This is a genomic window from Ralstonia nicotianae (genome assembly GCF_018243235.1).
Lineage (GTDB): Bacteria > Pseudomonadota > Gammaproteobacteria > Burkholderiales > Burkholderiaceae > Ralstonia > Ralstonia nicotianae.
The window spans coordinates 2434772-2457751 of record NZ_CP046674.1 but is presented as its reverse complement, the minus strand read 5'-3'; the positions used below and the strand labels follow the sequence as shown (position 1 = coordinate 2457751).

The 22980-nt window shown below is 69.0% G+C and carries 20 protein-coding genes; 11 read left to right on the top strand and 9 right to left on the bottom strand.

What is annotated here, in order from left to right:
• The first annotated feature begins 189 nt into the window (after window positions 1-189).
• From GO999_RS11120 to GO999_RS11100, 5 genes are all read left to right on the top strand, one after another.
• Window positions 190-903, top strand: a complete 714-nt coding sequence (locus GO999_RS11120) for a response regulator transcription factor (RefSeq protein WP_011001023.1) — start codon at window positions 190-192, stop codon at window positions 901-903.
• Window positions 887-2593: a FecR family protein gene (locus tag GO999_RS11115; RefSeq protein ID WP_211906229.1), complete on the top strand. Its 1707-nt coding sequence runs from the start codon at window positions 887-889 to the stop codon at window positions 2591-2593. Before GO999_RS11120 ends, GO999_RS11115 begins: the two co-directional genes overlap by 17 nt.
• On the top strand, window positions 2562-4916 hold the full coding sequence (locus GO999_RS11110) for a CHASE2 domain-containing protein (RefSeq protein ID WP_211906228.1): 2355 nt from the start codon (window positions 2562-2564) through the stop codon (window positions 4914-4916). Before GO999_RS11115 ends, GO999_RS11110 begins: the two co-directional genes overlap by 32 nt.
• 417 nt (window positions 4917-5333) lie before the next feature.
• Window positions 5334-6059, top strand: coding sequence for a response regulator transcription factor (locus GO999_RS11105; protein ID WP_071012563.1), 726 nt, complete (start codon window positions 5334-5336; stop codon window positions 6057-6059).
• Between the two features lie 30 nt (window positions 6060-6089).
• Entirely contained in the window at window positions 6090-6338 is a 249-nt protein-coding gene (locus GO999_RS11100) for a GlsB/YeaQ/YmgE family stress response membrane protein (RefSeq protein WP_011001027.1), read from the top strand.
• A 392-nt stretch (window positions 6339-6730) separates the two neighbouring features.
• On the opposite strand, the gene GO999_RS11095 is transcribed toward GO999_RS11100, so the two are convergent.
• The gene (locus tag GO999_RS11095; protein ID WP_019717878.1) at window positions 6731-7498 is read right to left on the bottom strand and encodes a FadR/GntR family transcriptional regulator; all 768 of its coding nucleotides are present in this window, start codon (window positions 7496-7498) and stop codon (window positions 6731-6733) included.
• Window positions 7499-7606: 108 nt separating this feature from the next.
• Between GO999_RS11095 and gudD the strand changes: the two genes are divergently transcribed.
• From gudD to GO999_RS11070, 5 genes are all read left to right on the top strand, one after another.
• Complete coding sequence (gene gudD, locus GO999_RS11090; protein WP_071508319.1) at window positions 7607-8959, top strand: glucarate dehydratase; 1353 nt, start codon at window positions 7607-7609, stop codon at window positions 8957-8959.
• Window positions 8960-9039: 80 nt separating this feature from the next.
• Window positions 9040-10338: an MFS transporter gene (locus GO999_RS11085; RefSeq protein ID WP_016725742.1), complete on the top strand. Its 1299-nt coding sequence runs from the start codon at window positions 9040-9042 to the stop codon at window positions 10336-10338.
• A 10-nt stretch (window positions 10339-10348) separates the two neighbouring features.
• Complete coding sequence (locus GO999_RS11080) at window positions 10349-12760, top strand: glycoside hydrolase family 31 protein (RefSeq protein WP_211906227.1); 2412 nt, start codon at window positions 10349-10351, stop codon at window positions 12758-12760.
• A 46-nt stretch (window positions 12761-12806) separates the two neighbouring features.
• Window positions 12807-13991 (top strand): porin, encoded by a 1185-nt coding sequence (locus tag GO999_RS11075; protein ID WP_211906226.1) that lies wholly within the window; start codon window positions 12807-12809, stop codon window positions 13989-13991.
• A gap of 48 nt (window positions 13992-14039) precedes the next feature.
• Window positions 14040-15011, top strand: a complete 972-nt coding sequence (locus GO999_RS11070; RefSeq protein WP_211906225.1) for an aldose 1-epimerase — start codon at window positions 14040-14042, stop codon at window positions 15009-15011.
• 86 nt (window positions 15012-15097) lie between these two features.
• Here the strand turns inward: GO999_RS11070 and GO999_RS11065 are convergent, their stop codons facing one another.
• From GO999_RS11065 to GO999_RS11030, 8 genes are all read right to left on the bottom strand, one after another.
• Window positions 15098-16192, bottom strand: a complete 1095-nt coding sequence (locus GO999_RS11065; protein ID WP_211906224.1) for a porin — start codon at window positions 16190-16192, stop codon at window positions 15098-15100.
• A 173-nt stretch (window positions 16193-16365) separates the two neighbouring features.
• Complete coding sequence (gene maiA, locus GO999_RS11060; RefSeq protein WP_211906223.1) at window positions 16366-17007, bottom strand: maleylacetoacetate isomerase; 642 nt, start codon at window positions 17005-17007, stop codon at window positions 16366-16368.
• A gap of 4 nt (window positions 17008-17011) precedes the next feature.
• On the bottom strand, window positions 17012-17710 hold the full coding sequence (locus tag GO999_RS11055) for a fumarylacetoacetate hydrolase family protein (RefSeq protein ID WP_019717885.1): 699 nt from the start codon (window positions 17708-17710) through the stop codon (window positions 17012-17014).
• A gap of 82 nt (window positions 17711-17792) precedes the next feature.
• A complete protein-coding gene (gene gtdA, locus GO999_RS11050; protein WP_028852881.1) occupies window positions 17793-18839 on the bottom strand; it encodes a gentisate 1,2-dioxygenase in 1047 nt (348 codons plus the stop codon).
• A 10-nt stretch (window positions 18840-18849) separates the two neighbouring features.
• Window positions 18850-19161, bottom strand: coding sequence for a non-heme iron oxygenase ferredoxin subunit (locus GO999_RS11045; RefSeq protein WP_011001038.1), 312 nt, complete (start codon window positions 19159-19161; stop codon window positions 18850-18852).
• Between the two features lie 8 nt (window positions 19162-19169).
• Window positions 19170-19643 (bottom strand): aromatic-ring-hydroxylating dioxygenase subunit beta, encoded by a 474-nt coding sequence (locus GO999_RS11040; RefSeq protein ID WP_011001039.1) that lies wholly within the window; start codon window positions 19641-19643, stop codon window positions 19170-19172.
• A 1-nt stretch (window position 19644) separates the two neighbouring features.
• Window positions 19645-20901: an aromatic ring-hydroxylating dioxygenase subunit alpha gene (locus tag GO999_RS11035; protein WP_019717887.1), complete on the bottom strand. Its 1257-nt coding sequence runs from the start codon at window positions 20899-20901 to the stop codon at window positions 19645-19647.
• Between the two features lie 42 nt (window positions 20902-20943).
• Window positions 20944-21930: a 2Fe-2S iron-sulfur cluster-binding protein gene (locus GO999_RS11030; RefSeq protein WP_016725112.1), complete on the bottom strand. Its 987-nt coding sequence runs from the start codon at window positions 21928-21930 to the stop codon at window positions 20944-20946.
• Between the two features lie 133 nt (window positions 21931-22063).
• Here GO999_RS11030 and GO999_RS11025 point away from each other — a divergent pair, with 133 nt between their 5' ends.
• Window positions 22064-22966, top strand: a complete 903-nt coding sequence (locus GO999_RS11025; protein ID WP_011001042.1) for a LysR family transcriptional regulator — start codon at window positions 22064-22066, stop codon at window positions 22964-22966.
• The last annotated feature ends 14 nt before the right edge of the window (window positions 22967-22980 follow it).

Sequence of the window (22980 nt, the reverse complement as noted above, 5' to 3'; positions counted from 1 at the left end):
TGAGCCCGGAGCAAGGCCTCGCGCGGATGTCGGTGCCGCGCCATGGGCGGCCGGCGCGCGGAGGCATCGATGCGCCAGCCCAGGGCCCGATGATGAAGACACAGGGAGCTGGCCGGCACCCCATGCAGCGGTGACGGCCCTTGTCGGCACGTCGCTGCCGGACCCGGATCGCGGGGAAGGGCAACCCAGATGGCGATACATATTGCCTCGGTAGAAGACAACCAGGCACAGTCGGAGCTGATTCGAGAGATCCTGGTCTCGTCCGGTTACGAATGCGCATCTTTCTCGAGCGGCGACGCCTTCGTGAAGGCGTTGCGCGACCGCACGTTCGATCTGCTGCTGCTCGACTGGCAACTGCCGGACATCAGCGGCATCCAGCTGGTGAGCTGGGTGCGCCAGACGGTGGGCCCGGCGCTGCCGGTGCTGTTCCTGACCAATCGCTCGCTCGAGGATGACGTCGTGCGCGGGTTGGCGGCCGGGGCGGATGACTACGTGGTCAAGCCGGTGCGGCGCGCCGAACTGGTCGCGCGGGTCGGTGCGCTGTTGCGCCGCGCGGCGCCGCGTACCGGCGAATCGCTCGAGCGCATGCGGGTGGGGCCTTATGCGGTGGATCCGCTGGGGCGCGTGCTGACGCTGCATGGCTTGCAGGTCGAGCTGTCGCCGCGCGAATTCGATCTGGCGCTCTATCTGTTCCGCAACGTGGGCAAGTTGGTGCCGCGCGAACTGATCGAGCAGGCGGTCTGGGGCCGCAGCATCGGTCCGGACTCGCGCACGCTGGCCACGCATATCTCCAAGCTCCGGCTCAAGCTCGACCTCAACCAGAAGAATGGTGTCCGGCTGGTGTCGGTGTATTCCCACGGTTATCGTCTCGAAACCACCCAGGAAAATGCCGAAGCACACTGAGCCGCGGCCGCGCGGCTGGTTCTGTCTGGTCGCCTCGATCGGTGCGGCGCTACTGTGCTGTGCGATGTGGCGGCCGGCCACGGCGCAGCCGTCCGGCGCGGACGGCAACGATTTTCTCTACCGGGTGCAGCAGGGCGATACGCTGATCACCCTGGCCGCGCGCTACATGGAAGACGCGGAAGGCTGGCGCCTGCTGCAGCAGCGCAACCATATCGCCAACCCTTACAAACTGCCGCCGGGCTCCATCGTGCGCATTCCGTTCGACCGGATTCCCGTCGTGCCGGCGGCCGCGCAGGTCGTGTTTGCGCGCGATGCCGTGAATGGCGACCGCAAGCCGCTGCAGGCGGGAATGAAGTTGTCCGAGGACACCCTGATCGAGACCGGCGCGAAGGGCGCGATCACGCTGGCCTTTGACGACGGCACGCGCGTGACGGTGCCGCCCGGCAGCCGCGTGACGCTGGCGCGCGTGCGCAGTTTCGCCCGCACGGGGCTGATCGACGTGCGGCTGCAGGTCAAGGAGGGCGAGGCGGAGTCCACGGTGTCGCCCAGGAAGACCGGCGTTGGCCGCTATGAGATCTCGACGCCGGCCCTGGTGACGGGCGTGCGCGGCACGCGTTTCCGTGTGCGGGCGGACGGCGGGGCATCGACGGAGTCCGTGCTGGAGGGCAAGGTGGCGGTGCGCGCGGGGCGGCAGGCGCAGGCGGTTGGGGCCGGGTTTGGCGTGCGTGCCGCCGGCGGCCGCCTGAAGCGGGCCGTCTTGCCTGCCGCGCCCAGGCTCGATGCGGTGCCTGAACTGGTGCAGACGTCGTGCTTCAGGCCGACGTGGCAGCCGGTCAAGGGCGCCGTGGCCTATCGCGCGGTGATTGCGCGCGATCCGGAACAGACCGAGATCCTGTCCTACCAACTGAGCCAGACGCCCGCGGCCACGCTGTGCGGCGATGAGGACGGCACGTACACGCTGGCGGTGCAGAGCGTCGATGCGCTCGGCCTGTCCGGCCCTTCGGTGGCGCGGCCGTTTACGGTGCGCTTGCATCCCGAGGCGCCGTACATGATCCAGCCGGCGAAAGACAAGCCCTATCGCAGCGGGGAAACGGTCTTCGCCTGGGCCAGCGTGGCCGAGGCGGCAACCTATGATCTCGAGGCCGCCGCCGCGTCCGACTTCGCACAGCCCGTGGTCCGGCAGCACGGCCCGGAGGTGCGGGTCACGCAGCCGCTGCGGCCGGGCACCTGGTGGTGGCGCGTGCGCTCGGTCGACAAGGACGGCAAGACCGGACCGTGGAGCGATGCGGTGTCGTTCCGCGCGCTCGACATTCCCGCCGATGCGGTGCCGCCGCCCTCGGCCGGTGCCGGCGACGACGGCATGCTGCACGCACACTGGCGCGCGCTGGATCCCGCGCTGGCTGCCGCCGGCGCGCGCACGCGTGTCCAGTTGGCCGCCGAGCCGACCTTCGCCAAGCCGGTGGCCGATCTTGTCAGCGACAGCAACGAGGCGACGATTCCGCTGCCGCCGGCCGGGCCGTATTACATCCGCACCGGCATTGACCTCGGCGATGCGGCATCGGTGGTGTTCGCGCGGCCGCAGCGCATCGACATCGGCAGTTTCGTCGTCGATGCGCTGGGTGCGCCCGTGCAGAGCAGCGGGTCGAGCCTCCTCCTTGATGACCGGTCCGGCAACGCCCGTTCCCGATAGGCAGGCGGCCCGCGCCGTGGCGCTGCGGCCGGGGTTGCGTGCGCTGCTGGAGTGGGTGCTGCTGGTGGCGCTGGCCGTGCTGCTGACGTTCGGCGCGGTGCGCTGGAGCGTGGTGGCGCGCCTGGATGCGGCGCTCTACGACACGGTGCTGTCGCTGCATGGCCACGCGCCGCGCGACGATATCGTCATTGTCGCCATCGACGACCAGAGCCTCGAAGCCGTCGGCCGCTGGCCCTGGCCGCGTGCGCGCCTGGCTGAACTGGTGGCGCGCGTGGGCGCGGCGCATCCGCGTGCGGTCGGCGTCGATATCCTGCTGATCGAACCCGATCTGACCGACCCGGAAGGCGATCGCGCGCTGGCGGCGGCCTTTGCGCAGGCGGGCCAGGTCATCCTGCCGGCGCTGCCCGAGCGCACCGGGCAGGGGCGGGTGTTCCACTATCCCTTCCTCGGGATCGGCACGCACGTCGCGCACATCGATGCGGCGCCCGACCCGGACAGCGTGGTGCGCGGTCTCTACCTGGCCGAGGGCCCGCGCGGACATCTGCTCGACCACCTCGCGCTGCAGCTGGCCCGGCAGGCAGGCCCCGCACTGGCGGGCGACGTGCCGCGCCGCACGGAGATCGATGCCGACGGCTGGGCGCGCCGGGCCAACGTCGGCGTGAACTTTGCCGGGCCGGCGGGCACGTTCCGGCATGTGCCCGCGCTGACCCTGCTGCAAGGCGGGGTGCCGGCCGACGCCTTCGCGGGCAAGCTGGTGCTGATCGGCGCGACGGCGTCCGGCGTGTCCGATATCTTTGCCACGCCGACCTCGCGCACGATGAGCGGCGTGGAGGTGCTGGCCAACGCCACGCAGACCCTGCTCGACGGCAATGCGATCCTGCCTGCCTCGCGCACCGTGTTCTGGCTGGTGACGCTGCTGCCGCTGAGCCTGACCGCGTGCGCGCTGCTCTGGCTGACACCGCGCATGGCGCTGACGGCGGCGCTGGGGAGCGCGGGGCTGCTGCTGGTGGGCGTGGTGGCGGCGCTGGCCGGCTGGAACTGCTGGCTGCCGCCGTTCGCGGCGCTGGTCGGGCCGCTGGTGCTGTACCCGCTGTGGAGTTGGCGGCAGCAGGAGGCGGCGCTGCGCTTCCTGCGCGACGAGCTGCACCGGCTGGCGCGCGAGCCGGGCCTGCTGGCCGGCACCGGCCCGCTGGCGCAGACCGGCCGTACGCTGGATGCCCATATGGACGCGGTGGCGTCGCTCACCGACAAGCTGCGCGGGCTGCGCCGCTTCCTCGCCGAAGCGCTGGAGAGCCTGCCCGACGCCACCGTCATCTGCACGCACGACGGCGACATCCGCCTGGCCAACGGGCGCAGCGCCGACCTCGCGGCGCAGGCGCCGGTGTCCGAGCAGGACCGCGCCGCCGCCCTGGGCGATCTGCCGACCCTGCTGGCCTGCGCCTTTGAGGATCCGGCACCCGGCCAGCACTACTGGACACGCTGGCTGACCGCGCCCGACACCGCGCAGGAACCGGTGGAGCTGCGCACGCGCGACGGGCGCTCGATGCTGATGCATGCGGCCGCGCTGCGCGACGATGCCGGCCGGCCGATGGACATCATCGTCAGCTTCGCCGACATCACCGCCGTGCGGCAGGCCGAGCGCCACCGCGAGGAGGCGCTGCGCTTCATCTCGCACGACATGCGCTCGCCGCAGAGCGCCATCCTGGCGCTGATCGAGCTGCAGCGCGATGCGGGCCGGGCGCTCGGCCACGAGGCACTGCTGGCGCGCATCCAGCAGCTGTCGTCGCGGACGCTGGAGCTGGCCGATGCCTTCATCGACCTGGCGCGCGTGGAATCGCAGGAGCTCAAGCTGACCGACGTGGACCTGGTCGGCCTCGTGCTCGATGCCGCCGACGAGGTCTGGGCGCTGGCGAACCATCACCAGATCGAGGTGCGCGTCGATGCCGATCTCGAGGCTTCGGTGCGCGGCGAGCCGCGCATGCTGGTCCGCGCGCTGGTCAACCTGGTGAACAACGCCATCAAGTTCAGCCCGCGCGGCACGACCGTCACGGTGGCCGTACGCGAGGACGCGGACAGCTTCGCCGTGAGCGTGGCCGACCAGGGCGTGGGCATCGCGGCCGAGGACCAGGCGCAGCTGTTCCAGCCGTTCCGCCGGCTGCATGAGGCGGTGGCCGATGCGCCATCGGGCAGCGGCCTGGGGCTGGTGTTCGTCAAGACGGTGGTGGAGCGGCACGGCGGTCGCATCGCGGTGCGGAGCGTGCCCGGGCACGGGGCGACCTTCACGCTGTGGCTGCCGCGCGCATCGCGTCCCGGGGCGTTCTGACCGGAATGCGCATCTGGCGCGCACAGGTTGGACACAAACCATTTTCAATCATTTGCATTCCCCCTACGTTGTACGCCTACATTTGCATGGCCGACCGGCGCAACGTATCGGGGCGATTCGCCCGGCGCAGGGGCGGCGGCACCTGGGCGGGATCCGGTCGCACAGGCAGATGGACAGATCCACGACCGACCGGCCACCCAGAACGCCACGTATGGTGAGCAAGACCGCTACCGATGTATTGAGCGAGGGCGAATACGACAGCATGCGTATGCGCTTGCATCATGCCCTGCGCGGCGACGGGAATCCGCCGGGGGATGCATGGGTCTTGCGGGCCGGTTGGTGCTTTTTGGCGTCGTGCGACGCGGGATCGCCCGCGTGCATGGCGGCATGTCCGGACGCACAACGGAATCCCCAGCAATGAAAATCGGTTTGATCGACGCACATCTCGGACGCCTGCAGACGATCCACACGGCGCTGCGTCCGACACGGTTCGAATGCGTGCCGCTGTTCCTGTCGCGCCAGGTTTTCGAGGCCATCGACGAGAGCGGCATCAATCTCCTGATGGTCGGGGCACATGCGCACGACATGCCCGGGCTGTCGCTGGTGCGCAGCGTGCGCGAGCGCGTCGGCTCGGGTATGGCCATCGTCTACCTGGGCGACGGCCGGGCCGATACCGAGACCACCGATGCGCTCAACCATGGCGCCGACCTGTGCTTCCAGGGCGAGATCCGTCCGCCGGAACTGGTTGCGCGGCTCGACGCGCTGATCCGCCGCGTCGCCGTCAGCCGCGCCGTGCGCGCTGCCGAGATCAAGCTGGGCCATTACACCGTGGACCGGCAGAACCGCTCGATCCATCTGCGCGAGACGCCGCTGTCGGTGCACGCCCGCGAGTTCGAGCTTGCGCTGCTGCTGTTCGCCAATGTTGGCCGCATCCTGACGCGCACGGATATCGAATTGGCTTTGTGGGGACGCGAATTGAGTCCATACTCGAGAACATTGGATACGCATGTTTCGCGTTTGCGCAAGAAGCTGTTGCTGACGCCGGAGAACGGCCTGCGGCTGCGCGCGATCTACGGGCACGGCTTCTGCCTGGAGCGCGTAATGGATACGGTGCCTGCGGCCGAACTGTCGCAGGTGTTCTGACGATTTCTCCACCCTGTGTCATCTGCCACCATGCACATCCTCATCACCATCCTCATCGGCTTCCTGGCCGGCCTGGTTGCACGCTGGATCACGCCGGGCAGCGGCCCCAGCGGCTTCATCCTGACCACGGTGCTCGGCATTGCCGGCGCGCTGGCGGCAACCTTCCTCGGCCAACTGCTGCACCTGTATCGACCCGGACAGTCGGCCGGATTCATCGGTGCCGTGATCGGGGCGGTCGTGCTGCTGGTGGCCTATCACGCGATCGCGCGCAACCGCTGATGCCGCCGGCATGACGCCGGATGGGTCCAAGTGATGGGAAAGCCCCGCATGCCGGGGCTTTTTTCTTGCCGTGATTCGCGGGCGCCGGAAAGAAAAATGCCCTGATACCGGGGACAGCCTGGTACCAGGGCAAATACGGCCACGGCTCTCTCTTCCATGGCCGGGAGCGCACCCACGAGGGGTCGGTGCACAGTCAGGTTACGTGGGCGGTGCCGGGAGAATGCAAACCTTTATCAACGCTGCTGGTCAGCCGGTGCGCCGGGCGGGCGGCAGTGGAGGCGGGCATCGGACCTGAGGGTGGCCACAGGCGTCTCGGAGATGCCTTATACGCAAACTTATAGGATGTCGTATGACTTGGCCCGCAGCCTGGCCGATCGTGAAGGCGGAGAGCCTCAGGCCGATTCCGGTGGGACTGTTTCCGGGGCGGGATGTCCGGCCTGGCCGTGCGCGCGGCGCAGCCGTTCGCGGCTGTTGGACAGGTGCATGCGCATGGCCGCGCGCGCGGCTTCCGGGTCCTGGCGCGAGATGGCTTCGTAGATGCTGCGGTGTTCGCGGCTGACGGTCGCGCGCGATTCCGGTGTATTCAGGTAGCCGACCTGCGTCGGCGCGATCCGGCTGCGGGGGATCAGCGTCTTGCCGAGCTGGTCGAGCACGGCGACGAAGTGCTGGTTGCGGGTGGCGTGCGCGATCGCGAGGTGGAAGCGCAGGTCGGAGGCGGCGCTGTCGCTGCCGCTGGCCTGGTCCTGCTCGAACGCGTCCAGCGCGCTGCGCAGGCCGGTAAGGTCTTCCGGCGTGGCGCGCTGGGCGGCCAGGCCGGCGCATTCGGTCTCCAGGGCGACGCGCAGCTCCAGCATCGCCAGGATGTCCTGGAGCGTGGAGGCGGCACCCAGCTGGATCGCGGTCTCGGCCCGCGGCTCCAGCACGAAGCTGCCGATGCCGTGGCGGGTTTCGATCAGGGCCTTGGCCTGCAGCCGCGAGATGGCCTCGCGCACCACGGTGCGGCTCACGCCCAGCATGCCCATCAGTTCGGACTCGGTGGGCAGCTTGTCGCCGGGGCGCAGCGACCCCGAGGCGATGCGCTGGCCGATGTGGTCGACCACGGCCTCTGCGAGGCTTTGGGTGCGGCGCGCGAGCGTGGCGGGAGAGCCGGGGGCGGACATGCTGTTTCCGGTGGGGTGTTCGGGGTTTACCAGGGGTGTACCTGCAAGGACGTGTCCATTATAGTCCGATCGCATGTTGTACGACGACTGATAACATACGTGACGATCATGAATCACAACTCCGTGGAATATGCTGTTCGCACGCCGCGCATCACGCGCCTTCAGGTCATTCCGGTGGCGGGGCGCGACAGCATGCTGCTCAACCTGAGCGGCGCGCACGCGCCGTTCTTCACCCGCAACATCGCCATCCTGGAAGATTCCGACGGCCATCTCGGCGTGGGCGAAGTGCCGGGCGGCGAGGCGATCCGCAAGACCATCGAGGATGCGGCGCCGCTGGTGGTCGGCCAGCCGATCGGCGCGTACAACAACGTGCTGAACACGGTGCGCCAGCGCTTCGCTGACCGCGATGCCACCGGGCGCGGCACGCAGACGTTCGACCTGCGCACCACCGTGCACGCGGTGACCGCGCTGGAGAGCGCGCTGCTTGACCTGCTCGGCCAGCATCTGGGCGTGCCGGTGGCGGCCTTGCTGGGGCAGGGCCAGCAGCGTGCCGCGGTGCCGGTGCTCGGCTACCTGTTCTTCGTGGGCGATCGCACCCGCACCGACCTGGACTACGCCGATGGCAGCGACGCGACCGACGACTGGACGCACCTGCGCCACCAGGAGGCGCTGACGCCGGAGGCGGTGGTGAAGCTGGCGCGGGCGGCCCATGCGCGCTACGGCTTCAAGGATTTCAAGCTCAAGGGCGGCGTGCTCAGCGGCGACGATGAGATGACGGTGACGACCGCGCTGGCCGAAGCCTTCCCCGAGGCGCGCGTCACGCTCGACCCGAACGGCGCCTGGTCGCTGGCCGAGGCGATCCGCCTGTGCCGCGACAAGCACGGCGTGCTGGCCTATGCCGAAGACCCGTGCGGCGCGGAGAACGGCTATTCCGGACGCGAGGTCATGGCCGAATTCCGCCGCGCCACCGGGCTGCCCACCGCGACCAACATGATCGCCACCGACTGGCGCCAGATGTGCCACGCGGTCCAGCTGCACGCCGTGGATATCCCGCTGGCCGACCCGCATTTCTGGACCCTGCAGGGCTCGGTGCGCGTGGCGCAGATGTGTGCCGAGTGGGGCCTGACTTGGGGCTCGCACTCCAACAACCATTTCGACATTTCGCTGGCCATGTTCACGCACGTGGCCGCGGCGGCGCCGGGCAACATCACCGCCATCGACACGCATTGGATCTGGCAGGACGGCCAGCGCCTGACGTGCGAGCCGTTGCGCATCGCCGGCGGCGAGATCGCCGTGCCGACCGCGCCGGGGCTGGGCGTCACGCTCGACATGGCGCAGCTGGAGAAGGCCCATGCGCTGTACAAGCAGCACGGGCTGGGCGCGCGCGACGATGCCGCCGCGATGCGCTGCCTGGTGCCGGGCTGGCAGTTCGACAACAAGCGGCCGTGCCTGGTGCGCTGAGGCGCGGCTAGACCATCCGGGGCGGCGCTGCGCCGCTCCCCGCGGTTTCAACCCATAAAAAAGACATCCGGAGACAACGCGTGAAGACCATCAAGGGCCTGCGCTGGTGGATCATCGCACTGGTGTGCCTGGGCACCATTACGAACTACCTGGCGCGCAATTCGCTCGGCGTGCTGGCGCCGCAGCTCAAGACCGAGCTGGGCATGAGCACACAGCAGTATTCCTACGTGGTCGGCGCGTTCCAGGTCGGCTACACGATCATGCAGCCGGTGTGCGGGTTCATCGTCGACCTGATCGGCCTGCGCATCGGCTTTGCGCTGTTCGCGGTGCTGTGGTCGATTGCCGGCTGCCTGCATGCGGGCGCGTCGGGCTGGCTGTCGCTGGCGAGCTTCCGGGGGCTGATGGGGCTGACCGAGGCCGCGGCCATCCCGTCGGGCATGAAGGCGGTGGCGGAGTGGTTTCCGGACAAGGAGAAATCCGTCGCGGTGGGCTACTTCAATGCGGGCACGTCGCTGGGGGCCCTGCTGGCGCCGCCGCTGGTGGTGTTCCTGTCGCTGCGCTACGGCTGGCAGTCGGCGTTCGTGGTGACGGGGGCGCTGGGTTTTGTGTGGGCCGCGCTGTGGTATGGCTTCTACCGCTCGCCGCGCGAGCATGCCAAGCTGTCGGCCACCGAGCACGACCGGATCATCGGCGGGCAGATCCGCTCGGCGGGCGCCGCGCGCGGCAAGCGGCCGGTGCGCGAGGTGGTGACGTCGCGGCGCTTCTGGGCGATCGCGCTGCCGCGCTTCTTTGCCGAGCCGGCGTGGCAGACGTTCAGCTTCTGGATTCCGCTGTATCTGTCGAGCGCGCGGCACATGGACCTGAAGGAGATTGCGCTGTTCGCCTGGCTGCCGTTTCTGGCGGCGGACCTGGGCGGGCTGCTGGGCGGCTATCTGTCGCCGTTCTTCATGAAGTTTTTCCGCGTGCCGCTGATCTGGTCGCGCGTGTGCGGCGTGGTGCTGGGCGCGTTCCTGATGATCGGGCCGGCGTGCATCGGGCTGGTGGCGTCGCCGTATCAGGCCATCGCGCTGTTCTGCGTGGGCGGCTTCGCGCACCAGATGATCTCGACCCTGGTCAACACGCTCAGCGCCGACGTCTTCGATCCGGAAGAGGTGGGCACCGCCAGCGGCTTTGCCGGCATGGCTGCGTGGATCGGTGGCCTCGGCTTCTCGCTGATGGTCGGCGCGCTGGCCGACACCGTCGGCTACGGCCCGCTGTTCGGCCTGCTGGGCGCGTTCGATCTGATCGGCGCGACGCTGCTGATCCTGTTGATCCGCGGGCAGTCGCAGGAGGAGCGCGCGGCGCGCCAGATGCAGCACCACCTCTCCGCTTCCCATTGAGTTGATACCGATGTCCATGCTGCATCCTCCCCGCTTCGCGCTCCAGGCGCGTGAAGGCAATCACCTCCGCCTGGTCAGCGCCACGGGTGCCGCGATCGAACTCTTCGTGCTGGAGGAGGACATCGTTCGCGTGCTGGTGCTGCCCGACGGCGAACTGCGCGGTCCGGCCACCTGGTCGATCGCGCCGGGCACCGACGATACCCCGTTCGACGGGCGCGACCGGCGCGATCTGGGCGGCTTCGCGCTGCCGCCGTTCGAACTGCAGGTCGAGGCCGACACGCTGCGCCTGGAGACCGGCAAGATCCGCCTGAGCGTGGCGCTGGCCGGCGGCCACTGCGCCTGGGCGATCCGCCAGGGCGGGCAATGGCGCGCGGTGCTGTCGGACCGCGCCACCCAGGCATACAACTTCGGCTTCTGGGATGCGCAGGTCTATCACTACGTGCGGCGCGAGCCCGGCGAGATGTACTTCGGCCTGGGCGAGCGCGCCGGCGAGCTGGACCGCGCGCGCCAGCGCTACGAGATGCGCAACATCGACGCGATGGGCTACAGCGCGCGCACGACCGATCCGCTGTACAAGCACATCCCGTTCTACCTGACGTGGCAGCCCGAGGCCGCCGCCGGCTTCGGCCTGTTCTACGACACGCTGGCCGACTGCAGCTTCGACATGGGCCGCGAGCTGGACAACTACCACGGCCCGTACCGCTACTTCGCCGCGCAGCACGGCGATCTCGACTACTACTTCATCGCCTCGCCCGACACGCCGCTCGATGCCGTGCGCCGCTTCACGTGGCTGACCGGCCGGCCCGCCTGGATGCCCAGATGGGGCCTCGGCTATTCGGGCTCGACCATGACCTACACCGATGCGCCGAATGCGCAGGAGCGCATGGGCGAATTCATCGAGCGCTGCCGCGAGCACGACATCCTGTGCGATTCGTTCCACCTGTCGTCGGGCTACACGTCGATCGGGCCCAAGCGCTACGTCTTCAACTGGAACCGCGACAAGTTTCCGGACGCGCGCGGTTTTGTCGACGGCTATCTCGAGCGCGGCATCCGCCTGTGCGCCAACATCAAGCCGTGCCTGCTGCGCGATCACCCCGCATTTGCCGAGGCCGACAAGGCCGGCCTGCTGGTGCGCGACGCCCATGGCGAGCCCGCGTGGGTGCAGTTCTGGGACGAGGTGGGCGCCTATCTCGATTTCACCAACCCCGACACCGTGGCCTGGTGGAAGGCGCACGTGAAGCACGCCTTGCTCGACTACGGCATCGCCGCCACCTGGAACGACAACAATGAATTCGAGGTGTGGACGCCGGATGCGTTCGCGCAGGGCTTCGGCAAACCGTATCCGGTGCGCGAGGCCAAGGTGCTGCAGACCCAGCTGATGATGCGCGCCTCGCGCGATGCGCAGCGCGAGCATGCGCCGTCGGCGCGGCCCTTCCTGGTGTCGCGCTCGGGCGGTGTCGGCATGCAGCGCTACGTGCAGACGTGGTCGGGTGACAACACCACGTCGTGGGAGACGCTGCGCTACAACATCAGGATGGGCCTGGGCCTGGCGCTGTCGGGCGTGTCGAACATCGGCCACGACATCGGCGGGTTTGCCGGCCCGGCGCCGTCGCCCGAGCTGCTGGTGCGCTGGGTGGCGTGCGGCGTGTTCATGCCGCGCTTTTCGATCCACTCGTGGAACGACGATGCCACCGTCAACGAGCCGTGGATGTATCCGCAGGCCACCGGGCAGATCGCGGCGCTGATCAAGCTGCGCTATCGGCTGATCCCGTATCTCTACGAGCTGCTGTGGCAGTCCACGCAGGCCTACGAGCCGGTGCTGCGACCGACCTTCGCCGACTTCCCGGCCGACCGCCGCTGCTTTGCGGCATGCGACGACATGATGCTGGGCGCATCGCTGCTGGTCGCGCCGGTGGTGGAGGCGGGGCAGACCCGGCGCGAGGTGTACCTGCCGGCGGGCGCGCGCTGGGTGTCGTACTGGAGCGGCGAGGCCTTCGAGGGCGGGCAGGCCGTCACGCTGCCGGCGCCGTGGGACGAGCCGGTGATGCTGGTCCGCGAGGGCGGGGTGATTGCGCTCAACGTGGCCGAGCAGCATTTCGATCGGCGCGGCGACCGGCGCGGCTTCCTGGTGGTGCCGGTCCGGGGCGCGGGCGTGGCCGCCGGCGGCTGCATCGAGGACGACGGCGAAACCGAAGCCTGGCGCCAGGGCGAGCAGGGCCGCTGGCGCGTGCAGGCGGTCTCGGACGCGCACACGGTCACGCTGTCCGTCACGCAGGAAGGGCGCATGCCGGCGCGGGCCGATACGGTCGAACTCTGCCTGCCGGCCGGCGAGATGCGGCAGGTGCTGGCACCGCAGGCCCGCATCGTCGAGCAGGCCGTCGCGGGCGGCTGGCGCCGCTTCACGCTGCAGCTGCAGGCCTAGCGCCGCATTGAAGACACCCTACAAGAACCCAGAGGAGAGGAGAACCATGAAAACCATTCGCGCTGTCTTTGCCCTCAACCCCGTCTGCGCCTGCGTGGCGCTGCTGTGCGCCGGCGTATCGATGCAGGCCGCGGCGCAATCGTCGGTCACGCTGTACGGCGTCGTCGATACGGCATTCGCCTATTCCAGCAACCAGGGCGGCCATTCGAACACCTACATGAGCCAGGGCAACCTGCTGGCCAGCAAGTTCGGGCTGTCCGGCACCGAGGACCTGGGCGGCGGCACCCAGGCGCTGTTCCGGCTGGAGAGCGGCTTCAACTCCGCCACGGGCGCGCAGGCCGCGGCGGGCTATATGTTCAACCGGCTGGCGTTCGTCGGCCTCAGCGACAAGACTTACGGCGCGCTGACCCTCGGCCGCCAGTACACGCCGTACTTCCAGTACGTGGCGGCCCTGGGCCCGACCAACGTGCTGACCGGGGCCACCGGCGCGCACCCGGGCGATGTGGATGCGCTCGACACGACCCTGCGCTTCAACAACTCCGTCACCTACACGCTGCCCGTGATCGGCGGCCTGCAGGCGGGGGTGCAGTACGGCATGGGCGAGCAGCCGGGCAGCATCTCGGGCGGCAGCAGCTTCAGCGCGGCGCTGCGCTACGACTACCAGGCCTTTGCCTGGTCCGCCGGCTATATCCACCTGAAGAACATCCCGACCAGCAATTCGGTCGGCACCTTCGCCAACAACTCGCCCGTCAACAGCGGCTATGCGTCGGCGGACAGCGCCCAGCTGATCGCCACCGCGGCGCGCTATACGTTCGGCAAGCTGATGGTCGGCCTGAACTATTCGAACGTCCAGTACAAGCCGGGTGCGGGATCGCTGTTCACGCAAGCCGCGATGTTCAACAGCTATGGCCTGATCTCCACCTATGCGCTGACGCCGGCGATCACCGTGGCGGCCGGCTACAGCTATACCGCCGAGAAGGCCCGCAACGGCATCAGCTCGCCGGCGCGCTACCACCAGTTCTCGATGGAGCAGACCTACGCGCTGTCCAAGCGCACCGCGTTCTACGCGCTCGAGGCGTACCAGAAGGCCAGCGGCAAGACCTTGCGCACGGTGGGCGGCGTCAGCACCATCGTCGATACCGTGGCTTCGGTGGGGGACTCGCAGAACGGCACGCCGTCGAGCACCGGTCACCAGTTCGTGGGCATGGTGGGTATCCGCCATCTGTTCTGAGCCGGCTGCGATGCTGGAGGCGCGGCGGCTTCAATGCGGGTTGAGTCGATGAATGCATCCCTTTCCGGTGCCGCGGAACGCTCCGCGCCGGCCGGCAGATGGCTGGCGCCGGGTCCGGTGCACACCCTGCGCGCCGACACGCTCACGATGGACATCGCCCCCGCCGCGGGCGGGCGCATCGCCGCACTGGCCTCGGTCGATGCCGACGGCCGCCGCACGGACTGGCTGGCCCCGATGCCCGCGTCCTGCCTGCGCGACGGCTTCGACGGGCTGGCCTGGCCCAAGGCGGGCTGCTATCCGCTGCTGCCGTTCTCGAACCGCATCCGCGGCGGCCGTTTCCAATGGGCGGGCCGCGAGGTCTGCCTGGCGCCGCATCCGGGGCAGGCCCATGCGATGCACGGGGTCGCGCATGCACGGGCGTGGCAGGTCGATGCACTGAGCGCGTCATCGGCCGAGCTCAGCCTGCGCTACGTGCCGGTGGCGGAGGGCTGGCCGTGGCCGTTCGTCGCCACGCAGCGGCTCGCGCTGACGCCGGAAGGGCTGCACGCGGAGATGAGCCTGCGCAACGCAGGCGACACGCCGATGCCGGCGGGCGGCGGCTTCCATCCGTACTTCGCGCGCACGCCGGGCATGCGCGTGCGGTTCGAGGCCGACACGGTGTGGCCGATGGATGCGGACGAGGTGGCCACGGGGCGCCGTCCGGTCGGCGAGCGCGAAGCGTTTGGCGATGCGCGCCCGCTGCCGGAGGACAGCTTCAGCGTCTACTACAGCGGCTGGCGGCAACTGGCCGAAGTGCGGCATGCGAGCGGAGCGGTGCTGACGCTGCGCGCGGACGATCCGCTCGACCATTGCATCCTGCATGCGCCAGGCGGCGCCGGCTACTTCTGCCTCGAACCGGTGTCGCACGTGGCCGACGCGATCAACCTGTCGGCCCAGGGCTGGGACGGCACGGGGTTGCGCGTGCTGGCGCCGGGGGCGGCGCTGCATCTGCGCATGCGGCTGCTGCTGGCGGCGGCGTAGCGCTCGCGCGGGCGGCGCCGTTTTCTTGCGCGCCGCCCGATCCTGCCGAGGTTCCGCATTGCCCCGCGGCGCGGTGGCCGGGGCGGTCAGAAGACGTGCTTGACCCCGACCATCGTGCCCAGCTGGCTGCCGCCCGACGCGGGCGAAGCGCCGGTCGCCGCGCTGCTGACCGACAGCGCCAGGCTGCCGCCGTTGTCGATATAGCCCACGGTGGCATACACCGACGAGCGCTTCGACAGTGCGTAGCTGGCCCGCACGGCGCCAAGCCACGCCTTGTTGGCGCTGTTGTGATACCGGAGATGGAACGCCTCGCCGGCCAGCGTCAGCGCCGGGGTCACATCGTAGGCGGCGCCGGCGTAGAAGAGGTCGCTGCGCGGGGTGGCGAGCGCGCCGTTGCGGCGGCCGATCCAGCCCAGGCCGATCCGGGCGTTGTCGAACAGCGCATAGCCGCCGAGCGCGAGCCGGTCATCCTTGAGTGCGCTGGAGGTCAGGCCCGCGAAGGCACCCGGCCCGCCGCGCAGCGAGTCGTAGGCGGCGGAGAGGCCCCATCGGCCGGTTTCGTACATCAGCATGGCCGACCACTCGCGGCAGGCCAGGCTGTCGGTGGGGTTCTCGCCCGCGCAGTTGGTGCCCGAGGGGCTGGGCCCCGCGTTGACGGTGTCGCGGCCGAAGCTGTACGTGGCGCCGACCGTCAGGCCGCCGAACTTGCCCTTGTAGGCGATGGCGTTGTCGGCGCGCGCGTTGGGCAGGTAGTTGTCGAGCGAGCTGGAGCCGTAGGCATTCGGCCCGAGCAGGTCGGTATCGAGAGTGGCCCAGAACAGCATGGTGTACTGCCGGCCGAAGCTGAGCTGGCCCCAACTGCTGTTGGACAGACCCACCCAGGCCTGCCGGCCGAACAGGCGGCCACCCTGGTTGGCGGTGCCGCTGTCGGTCGCGAAGCCGGACTCCAGCGCGAACAGCGCCTTGGCGCCGCCACCCAGGTCTTCCATGCCGCGCAGCCCCCAGCGCGACGGCACCGTGCCGCTGAGGTTGGGCATGCGCACGACGCTGTTGCCGGTCGTGCCGATGCGGTTGACATATTCGACGCCGGTATCGACGACACCGTACAGCGTCACGGACTGGGCGCTTGCCAGGGCGGGGGCGGCAAGCAGCAGCGAAAGCGCCAGCGGGTGCAGTTTCATGGGGTCTCCTCCTTGTGGTTGTTCAGCGGTGCGCCTGGGCGGCGCGTCGATCCTGGCCGTCCGGCCTCGCGCGGGCCGGTACGGTGCTGGAGCGATGGGCGGACTCGGTCCGGTGATGTGCGTGTGTGCGGTACCTCCCGGTCAGGACATGGCGCTGGGTTGTGGGCTCGCCGTCAGGCCGTGTAGTCGGGCTGGCGCGCCGGCGCGGCCTCGGCGAAGGCGGGGTGCGTGCCCGCGTGCGCATGCACGGCCAGCACGCGCTCGAAGCGATCGAGCGGGCAACCCATGCGCAGCGCGTTGGCGACCTGCGGCACGAGCGCCACGTCCGCCAGCGTCGGCGCGTCGCCGAAGCACCAGGGGCCGTGTCCGTGGCTGGCCAGCAGGCGTTCCACGCTGGCCAGCCCCTCGTCGATCCAGTGGCGGTACCAGGCGTCCTTCTGCTGCGGCGTCACCTTCAGTTCGTCCTGCAGGTAGCGCAGCACGCGCAGGTTGTTGACCGGGTGGATGTCGCAGGCGATGGCGCTGGCCAGCTCCAGCACGCGGGCCCGCCGCAGCGGATCGGCGGGAACGAGGCGCGGCTGCGGATGGCGCGCGTCGAGGTAGTCGATGATCGCCAGCGACTGGCCGAGCCGCAGCGCGCCGTCGACCAGCGTGGGGACGCCCGCCGACGGGTTGACGTGCGCGACGTAGTCTGCCGCGCGATGCTCGCCGGTGCGGATGTTGACCGGCAGGTAGTCGTACGGCAGACCCTTGAGCGCCAGCGCGATGCGCACGCGGTACGACGTGGAGCTGTTGAAGAAGCTGTAGAGCTGCATGGCGTCAGGCGATGCGGACGTTCAGTTCACCCAGGCCGTCGACCCCCGTCGCGATGGTGTCGCCGGGCTTGACCGCACCCACGCCCTCCGGGGTGCCGGTGAAGATCACGTCGCCCGGTTCCAGGCGGAAGAACTGCGACAGGCAGGCCACCGTCTCGGCCACCGACCAGATCAGGTGCGAGACGTCGCTGCGCTGCTTCACCTCGCCGTTGACGGTCAGCCAGATGCCGGCCTGCCGCGGGTGGCCGATGTCGCTGGCGCGGCGGATCGGCCCGACCGGCGCGGAGACGTCGAAGGCCTTGCCGATCTCCCACGGGCGGCCCATCTCGCGCATCTTCATCTGCAGGTCGCGGCGGGTCATGTCGAGGCCGACGGCGTAGCCCCACACGTGGTCGAGCGCATCGTCCACCGCGATGTCGGCGCCGGCCTTGCCGATCACGGCCACCAGCTCGGCCTCGTAGTGGTAGTTCTGCGTCTGCGTGGGATAGGGCAGCGCCAGCGTCTGGCCGTCGGCCACCGGCACGATGGCATCGGCCGGCTTGCAGAAGAAGAACGGCGGCTCGCGGTCGGGGTCGAAGCCCATCTCGCGGGCATGCGCGGCATAGTTGCGGCCGACGCAGTAGACGCGGCGCACGGCGAACTGTTCGCTGCTGCCGGCAACGGGAATGGCGGTGAGGGCGGGGGGCGTGAAGACGTAGGTCATGGTCGGTTCGGATCGGAAGGGTGAGCGGGGCCGGCGGCGGCGCCGGCCGGCACGCCGCGTCGGCAATCGGGAGCGGCCGGGGTCAGGTGCGCGCCTCGCGCAGCAGGTTGAGCGCGGCCAGCACGGGGCGGTCGGAATAGCTGAACAGCACGGCGTCGTCCTGCGCGTCGAGGCGCACCGGTGCCCACGACGGCACGACGAACACGTCGTGCGGCGCGAACGCGAACCGTGCCTCGCCGATGTGCGCCGTGCCGCGGCCTTCCACCACGCAGTAGACGGTGGCATCGGTGCTGCGATACGTCTTGCCCCGGAAGCCCGCCGGCAGGTACTGCATGAAGGTGGCGATGGTCGGCATCGGCCAGCCGCCGGTGGCCGGGTTGACGTAGCGCAGCTTGACACCGTCCCATGGGTCGAGCTCGCCGTGGCGGTAGAGCGTGTCCAGCGCTTCGCGCGAGCGTTCGTACGGGTAGCTGAAGACCGGCGAGGTGGGATCGCTCACCCGGTGCCGCACCGGCACCATGTTGTGGCCGAAGCGCGCGAAGCTGTCGCCCTCGGGCCGCGTCACCGGCTGCTGCGCTTCGGGGTGGTTCTCGGCGAAGCCTGCATCGAACTGCTGCACCAGCGGAATGTCCAGGCCGTCGAGCCACACCACCGGCTCGCCGCCTTCGTCGAGGCGCGGGCAGCCGTGGTCGTGCCAGGTCCAGGACGGCGTGATGATGAAATCGCCCGGATGCATGGTGGTGCGCTCGCCGTCGACGGCCGTCCACGCGCCCTTGCCCTCGACGATGAAGCGCAGCGCCGACTGCGTATGGCGGTGGCTGGGCGCGATCTCGCCCGGCAGGATCAGCTGCAGGCCGGCATACAGCGTGGAGGTGATGCTGGAGCGGCCGGGCAGTCCCGGGTTCTCCAGCACCAGCACGCGGCGCACGGCCTCTTCGGCGCTGATGACGCGGCCGGCCTGCATCACCAGCGGGCGGATCGCCGCGTATTGCCAGTGCGCCGGCACGATGCGCGGCTTCGGCTCGCGCGGAACGAGCGCATGGAGCGACTCCCAGAGCGGCGCCAGGCCCATCCCGCCGAGCTGGCTGTAGTAGGTGTCGCGCTCAGGCGGCAGTGTCTGCGAAGTCATGGCGCGGCCCTCACAGTTCGACGAAGACGTGGCCGTCTTCGATCTTGATCGGATACGTCCGCACGTCGCGGCTCAGCGGCTCGCACATCGCCTTGCCCGAGCGCACGTCGAACTTGCCCTGGTGCAGCGGGCATTCGATCTCGTGGCCGTCGAGGAAGCCGTCGCACAGGCGGGCGTGGCCGTGGGTGCAGAGGTTGTCGGTCGCGAACACTTCGCCCGCGACCCGGTAGAGCGCGATCTCCGCCTCGCCGGCATCGACGGCGATCACGTCGTCGTCGGGCAGGTCCGCGACGGGGATGAGCTTGAACCAGGTTGTCGTCATGGCAGGTCTCAGATCGGATAGATGATCGAGTTGGGGATCATTTCGCTGTCGAACACGCAGAGGCGCGACGCAAGCTTCAGCCCATCGTCCGTGCGGACGATCGCGTCGATGTAGCGGCCGACGTTGAAGACCGTCGACAGCTCGTCCGGCTTGGTGCGGAACACGGCGTAATTGGCCTGTGCCTCGATGCGGTCGCCCTCGACGCGCGTCACCTGGGGCAGGCTGATCACGTGGCGCTGGTAGTAGGGGTCGTGGAAGATCGTCTCGGTCATTCCGTACACCCGGTCCTTGAGCATCCCCTTGCTTTCGAACGACAGGGTGGCCAGCGGATAGCCGCGCTCGTGGTTTTCGCGCGGCTGGACCTTGTAGATGCATTGGTCGAGGAAGAACTCGGGCCAGGCGTGCCAGTCGCCGTTGTCCACGGCGGCGGCATAGCGGGTATAGAAATCGATCAACTGCTGGTAGGTCGCGAAATCAAGCATGTCAGAGCTCCATCACCGTGCGCCAGTATTCGTACATGCCGCGGATCAGCGTCTCGGTGACCATGTGGGCGGTCTCGCCGATCTCGCGTCCGCCCAGCTCGGCGAGGGTCTGGTGGCCGGGCTTCTGCTCGAAGCCTTCCTGCGAGAACTCGATGACTTCGCCGTCGTCCGCCGACACGAAGCCGGCCGGGCCGAACAGGTTGGCCTGGCGCAGGCGGCGCTGCGTCATGTCTTCGGTGTCGTCCTCGAAGCCGAAGTGGGTCCAGACAAAGTCGAACGATCCGTGGCCGTTCGGCTGGATGTGCCGCGTCGAGACCGAGTTGACCTGCTGCTGGATGATCACGCTCGGAAAGATCGTCATCATCACGGCGGTCGGCGTGCCCCACCACGGCTCATGCACGACGTCGAGAAAGCGCGGGTCGTGCAGCGCCATCTTTTCCTTGAAGCTGCTGACGCCCGAGGTCACGTCGCCCTTGCCGCCCGAGCCGCGCGTGGAGATCATCGCCGCGTGGCGATGCAGCGCATCCATCTTCAGTTCCGACTTGTTGTCGGCGCGCCAGAGCCCGAACGTGACGAACCACGTATGGAGCAGGCCGGGGTGGTAGGGGTCCTTGATGTTCTCCTGCATGAGCTTCCAGTTGCCCGGAATGCGCTGGCGGTTGTAGCCGAGGATCTTCAGCTTGCGCCCGTCGAAGACCCGATCGAAGTAGCCCAGGATGGTGGGGCCGAGAAACGCTTCGAGCGACGGCAGGCCGTGGTCGAACGACGCGAAGATGACGCCGTTGCGCACGGCCACGTTCAGTTGGGTGAGGCCGTGCTGCTTCGGGTCGAAGTCGCTCGGCATGCCGCCGTTGACCTTGCCGTCGGCCTTGACGCCCCGGCGGAACGGCACGCCGATCAGGTTGCCCTTCAGGTCGTAGTTCCACTGGTGATAGGGGCAGGTGAAGTCCTTGCGGTTGCCCGACTTCTCTCTGCAGAAGCGCACGCCGCGGTGCGCGCAGACATTCTCGACCACCGCGATGCCGTGATCCGGCGTGCGCGTGACGATGACCGAGCGCTCGCCGATCGCCGTCCGCTTGAAATCGCCCGGGTTGGGTATCTCGGCTTCGAGGCCGACGTAGCACCAGTGGCCGGCATAGAACAGCCGCTCCAGCTCGCGCTGGTAGACCGCCTCGTCGGTGTAGGCCCGGAACGGGATGCGGCTCGATCCGCTGTCCTTCCACAGCGGCTTCGAGAAGCTGAGCGGGGATTCCTTCATGCTTTGTCTCCTGTGTTTTTGTGGAGGCCGGTGGGGTGAGGCTCAGACGCCCACCGCGTAGAACGCATCGGCGTAGACGTGTTCGGCCGGCACGCCGCGCTGGCGCAGCAACAGGCTGGCCGCATCCACCATGACCGGTGCCCCGGCCAGGTAGGCGCGCCATCCCCGCAGGTCGGCCCAGTCGCTCGCGACGGCGTCGGTGACGACGCCCGAGCGGTAGCGCGCATCCGCGCTGGAGGTGGCGACGACGACATGCGTGTGCAAGTTCGGCAGGCGTTCGCGCAGGGCGTCCAGCCAGTGCGTTCCGTACACATCGGCCGGCGAGCGCACGCCGAAGTAGACGTGGACCGGATTGGCCATGCCGGCCTCGGCCATGCCCCGCAGGATGGAGAGGATGGGCGCAAGCCCCGTGCCGCCGGCCACGCAGATGACCGGGTCGGTGTTTTTACGGCGCAGGTAGGCCGTGCCCAGCGGGCCGCTGACGCGCACGTCGTCCCCGACCTTGAGTTCGGCCGCCACGTAGGAGGTCACGCGTCCGCCCGGCACCAGCCGCACATGGAACTCCAGCGCCTGTCCCGCATCGGCGACCGCCATGGAGTAGGGCCGCACATGCCGCGGCGTGAACTGCAGGGTCGCGTACTGGCCCGGCGAGAACGCGAGCGGCTTGGCCAGCTCCAGGCGGATCCGCTTGATGTCGTGCGTCATGTCCTCGATCGCGACGACCTTCGATTTGATGATCCTGGCCGGGTGCACGACGATCTCGTCCACCTCCGGCAGTTCGATCGCGCAGTCTTCGACCAGCGTCGTCTGGCAGGCCAGCACGGTCTGGCCCGGCGCGGAGGGCGCGTTGATCTCGGTGCCGCCGGTGGCGACGACGTTGCCCGAGAGCACGCGGCAGCGGCACGTTCCGCAGCGTCCCGACATGCAGCTGTACGAGATGGGAACCTGATGCGCGCGCAGCACTTCGAGCAGGTTATCGCCGGCGCGCGCGCTGACGATGCGCTGCAGCGGGGTGAGGGTGACGTCCATGGCCAGTGTCTCCGGGCTGGTCTGTCTGTAGGTGTGGACGCATCATGACGCGCTTGACGCCATCCATAAATAGAAGCAACCTGATGTGTCATATCACTCGCAGTGATAATGCGAGACGGCGAGGAGACACGCCATGGAACTGCAAGACATCGACCTCAACCTGCTGGTCGTCTTCAACGAATTGCTCAGGCAGCGGCGCGTTTCGGCCGTCGCCGAGACCCTCGGCATCACGCAGCCGGCGATCAGCAATGCGCTGAACCGGCTGCGCAAGCTGCTGGGGGATGAACTGTTCGTCCGCACATCGAAAGGGATGATCCCGACGCCGTTTGCCGAGACGCTCGCCGAGCCGATCGCCTACGCGCTCGGGGCGATCTACAACTCGCTCAACGCCACCTCCAGGTTCGAGCCCGCCACCAGCACACGCGCCTTCACGATCGCGATGACGGACATCGGCGAGATCTATTTCCTGCCGACGCTGATGCGCCGGCTGGCTAGGGACGCGCCCGGCGTCACGGTCAGTACGGTGCGCAACCACGCCGATACGTTGCGCGATGAGATGGAAGCGGGGCGCGTGGACCTGGCGATCGGTTTCCTGCCCGACCTGAAGTCGGGCTTCTTCCAGCGCCGGCTGTTCCGGCAGCGCTATGTGTGCCTGTTCCGCAAGGGCCATCCGCTGGCCAAGCGCGGCATGACGATGGAGGGTTTTCTGGAGGCCGAGCATGTGTCGATCGTCGCGGAAGGCACCGGCCACGGCATGGTGGACGCGACGATCCTGCGCGCCGGCTTGCCGCGGCGCGTAAGCCTGCATGTGCCGCACTTCATCGCGCTCGGGCACATCCTGCAGTCGACCGACCTGATCGCGGTGGTCCCGCAGGCGTACGCGACGCGCACGCTCAAGCCGTTCGGCCTCGACACGGCCGCGTGTCCGGTCAAGATTCCGGACATCACCATCAACGTGCTCTGGCACGCGCGCAACCACCGCGAGCCCGGGAACCAGTGGCTGCGGCAGTTGCTGTTCGAGACCTTTGCGATCTAGCGAAAATGCGGCGG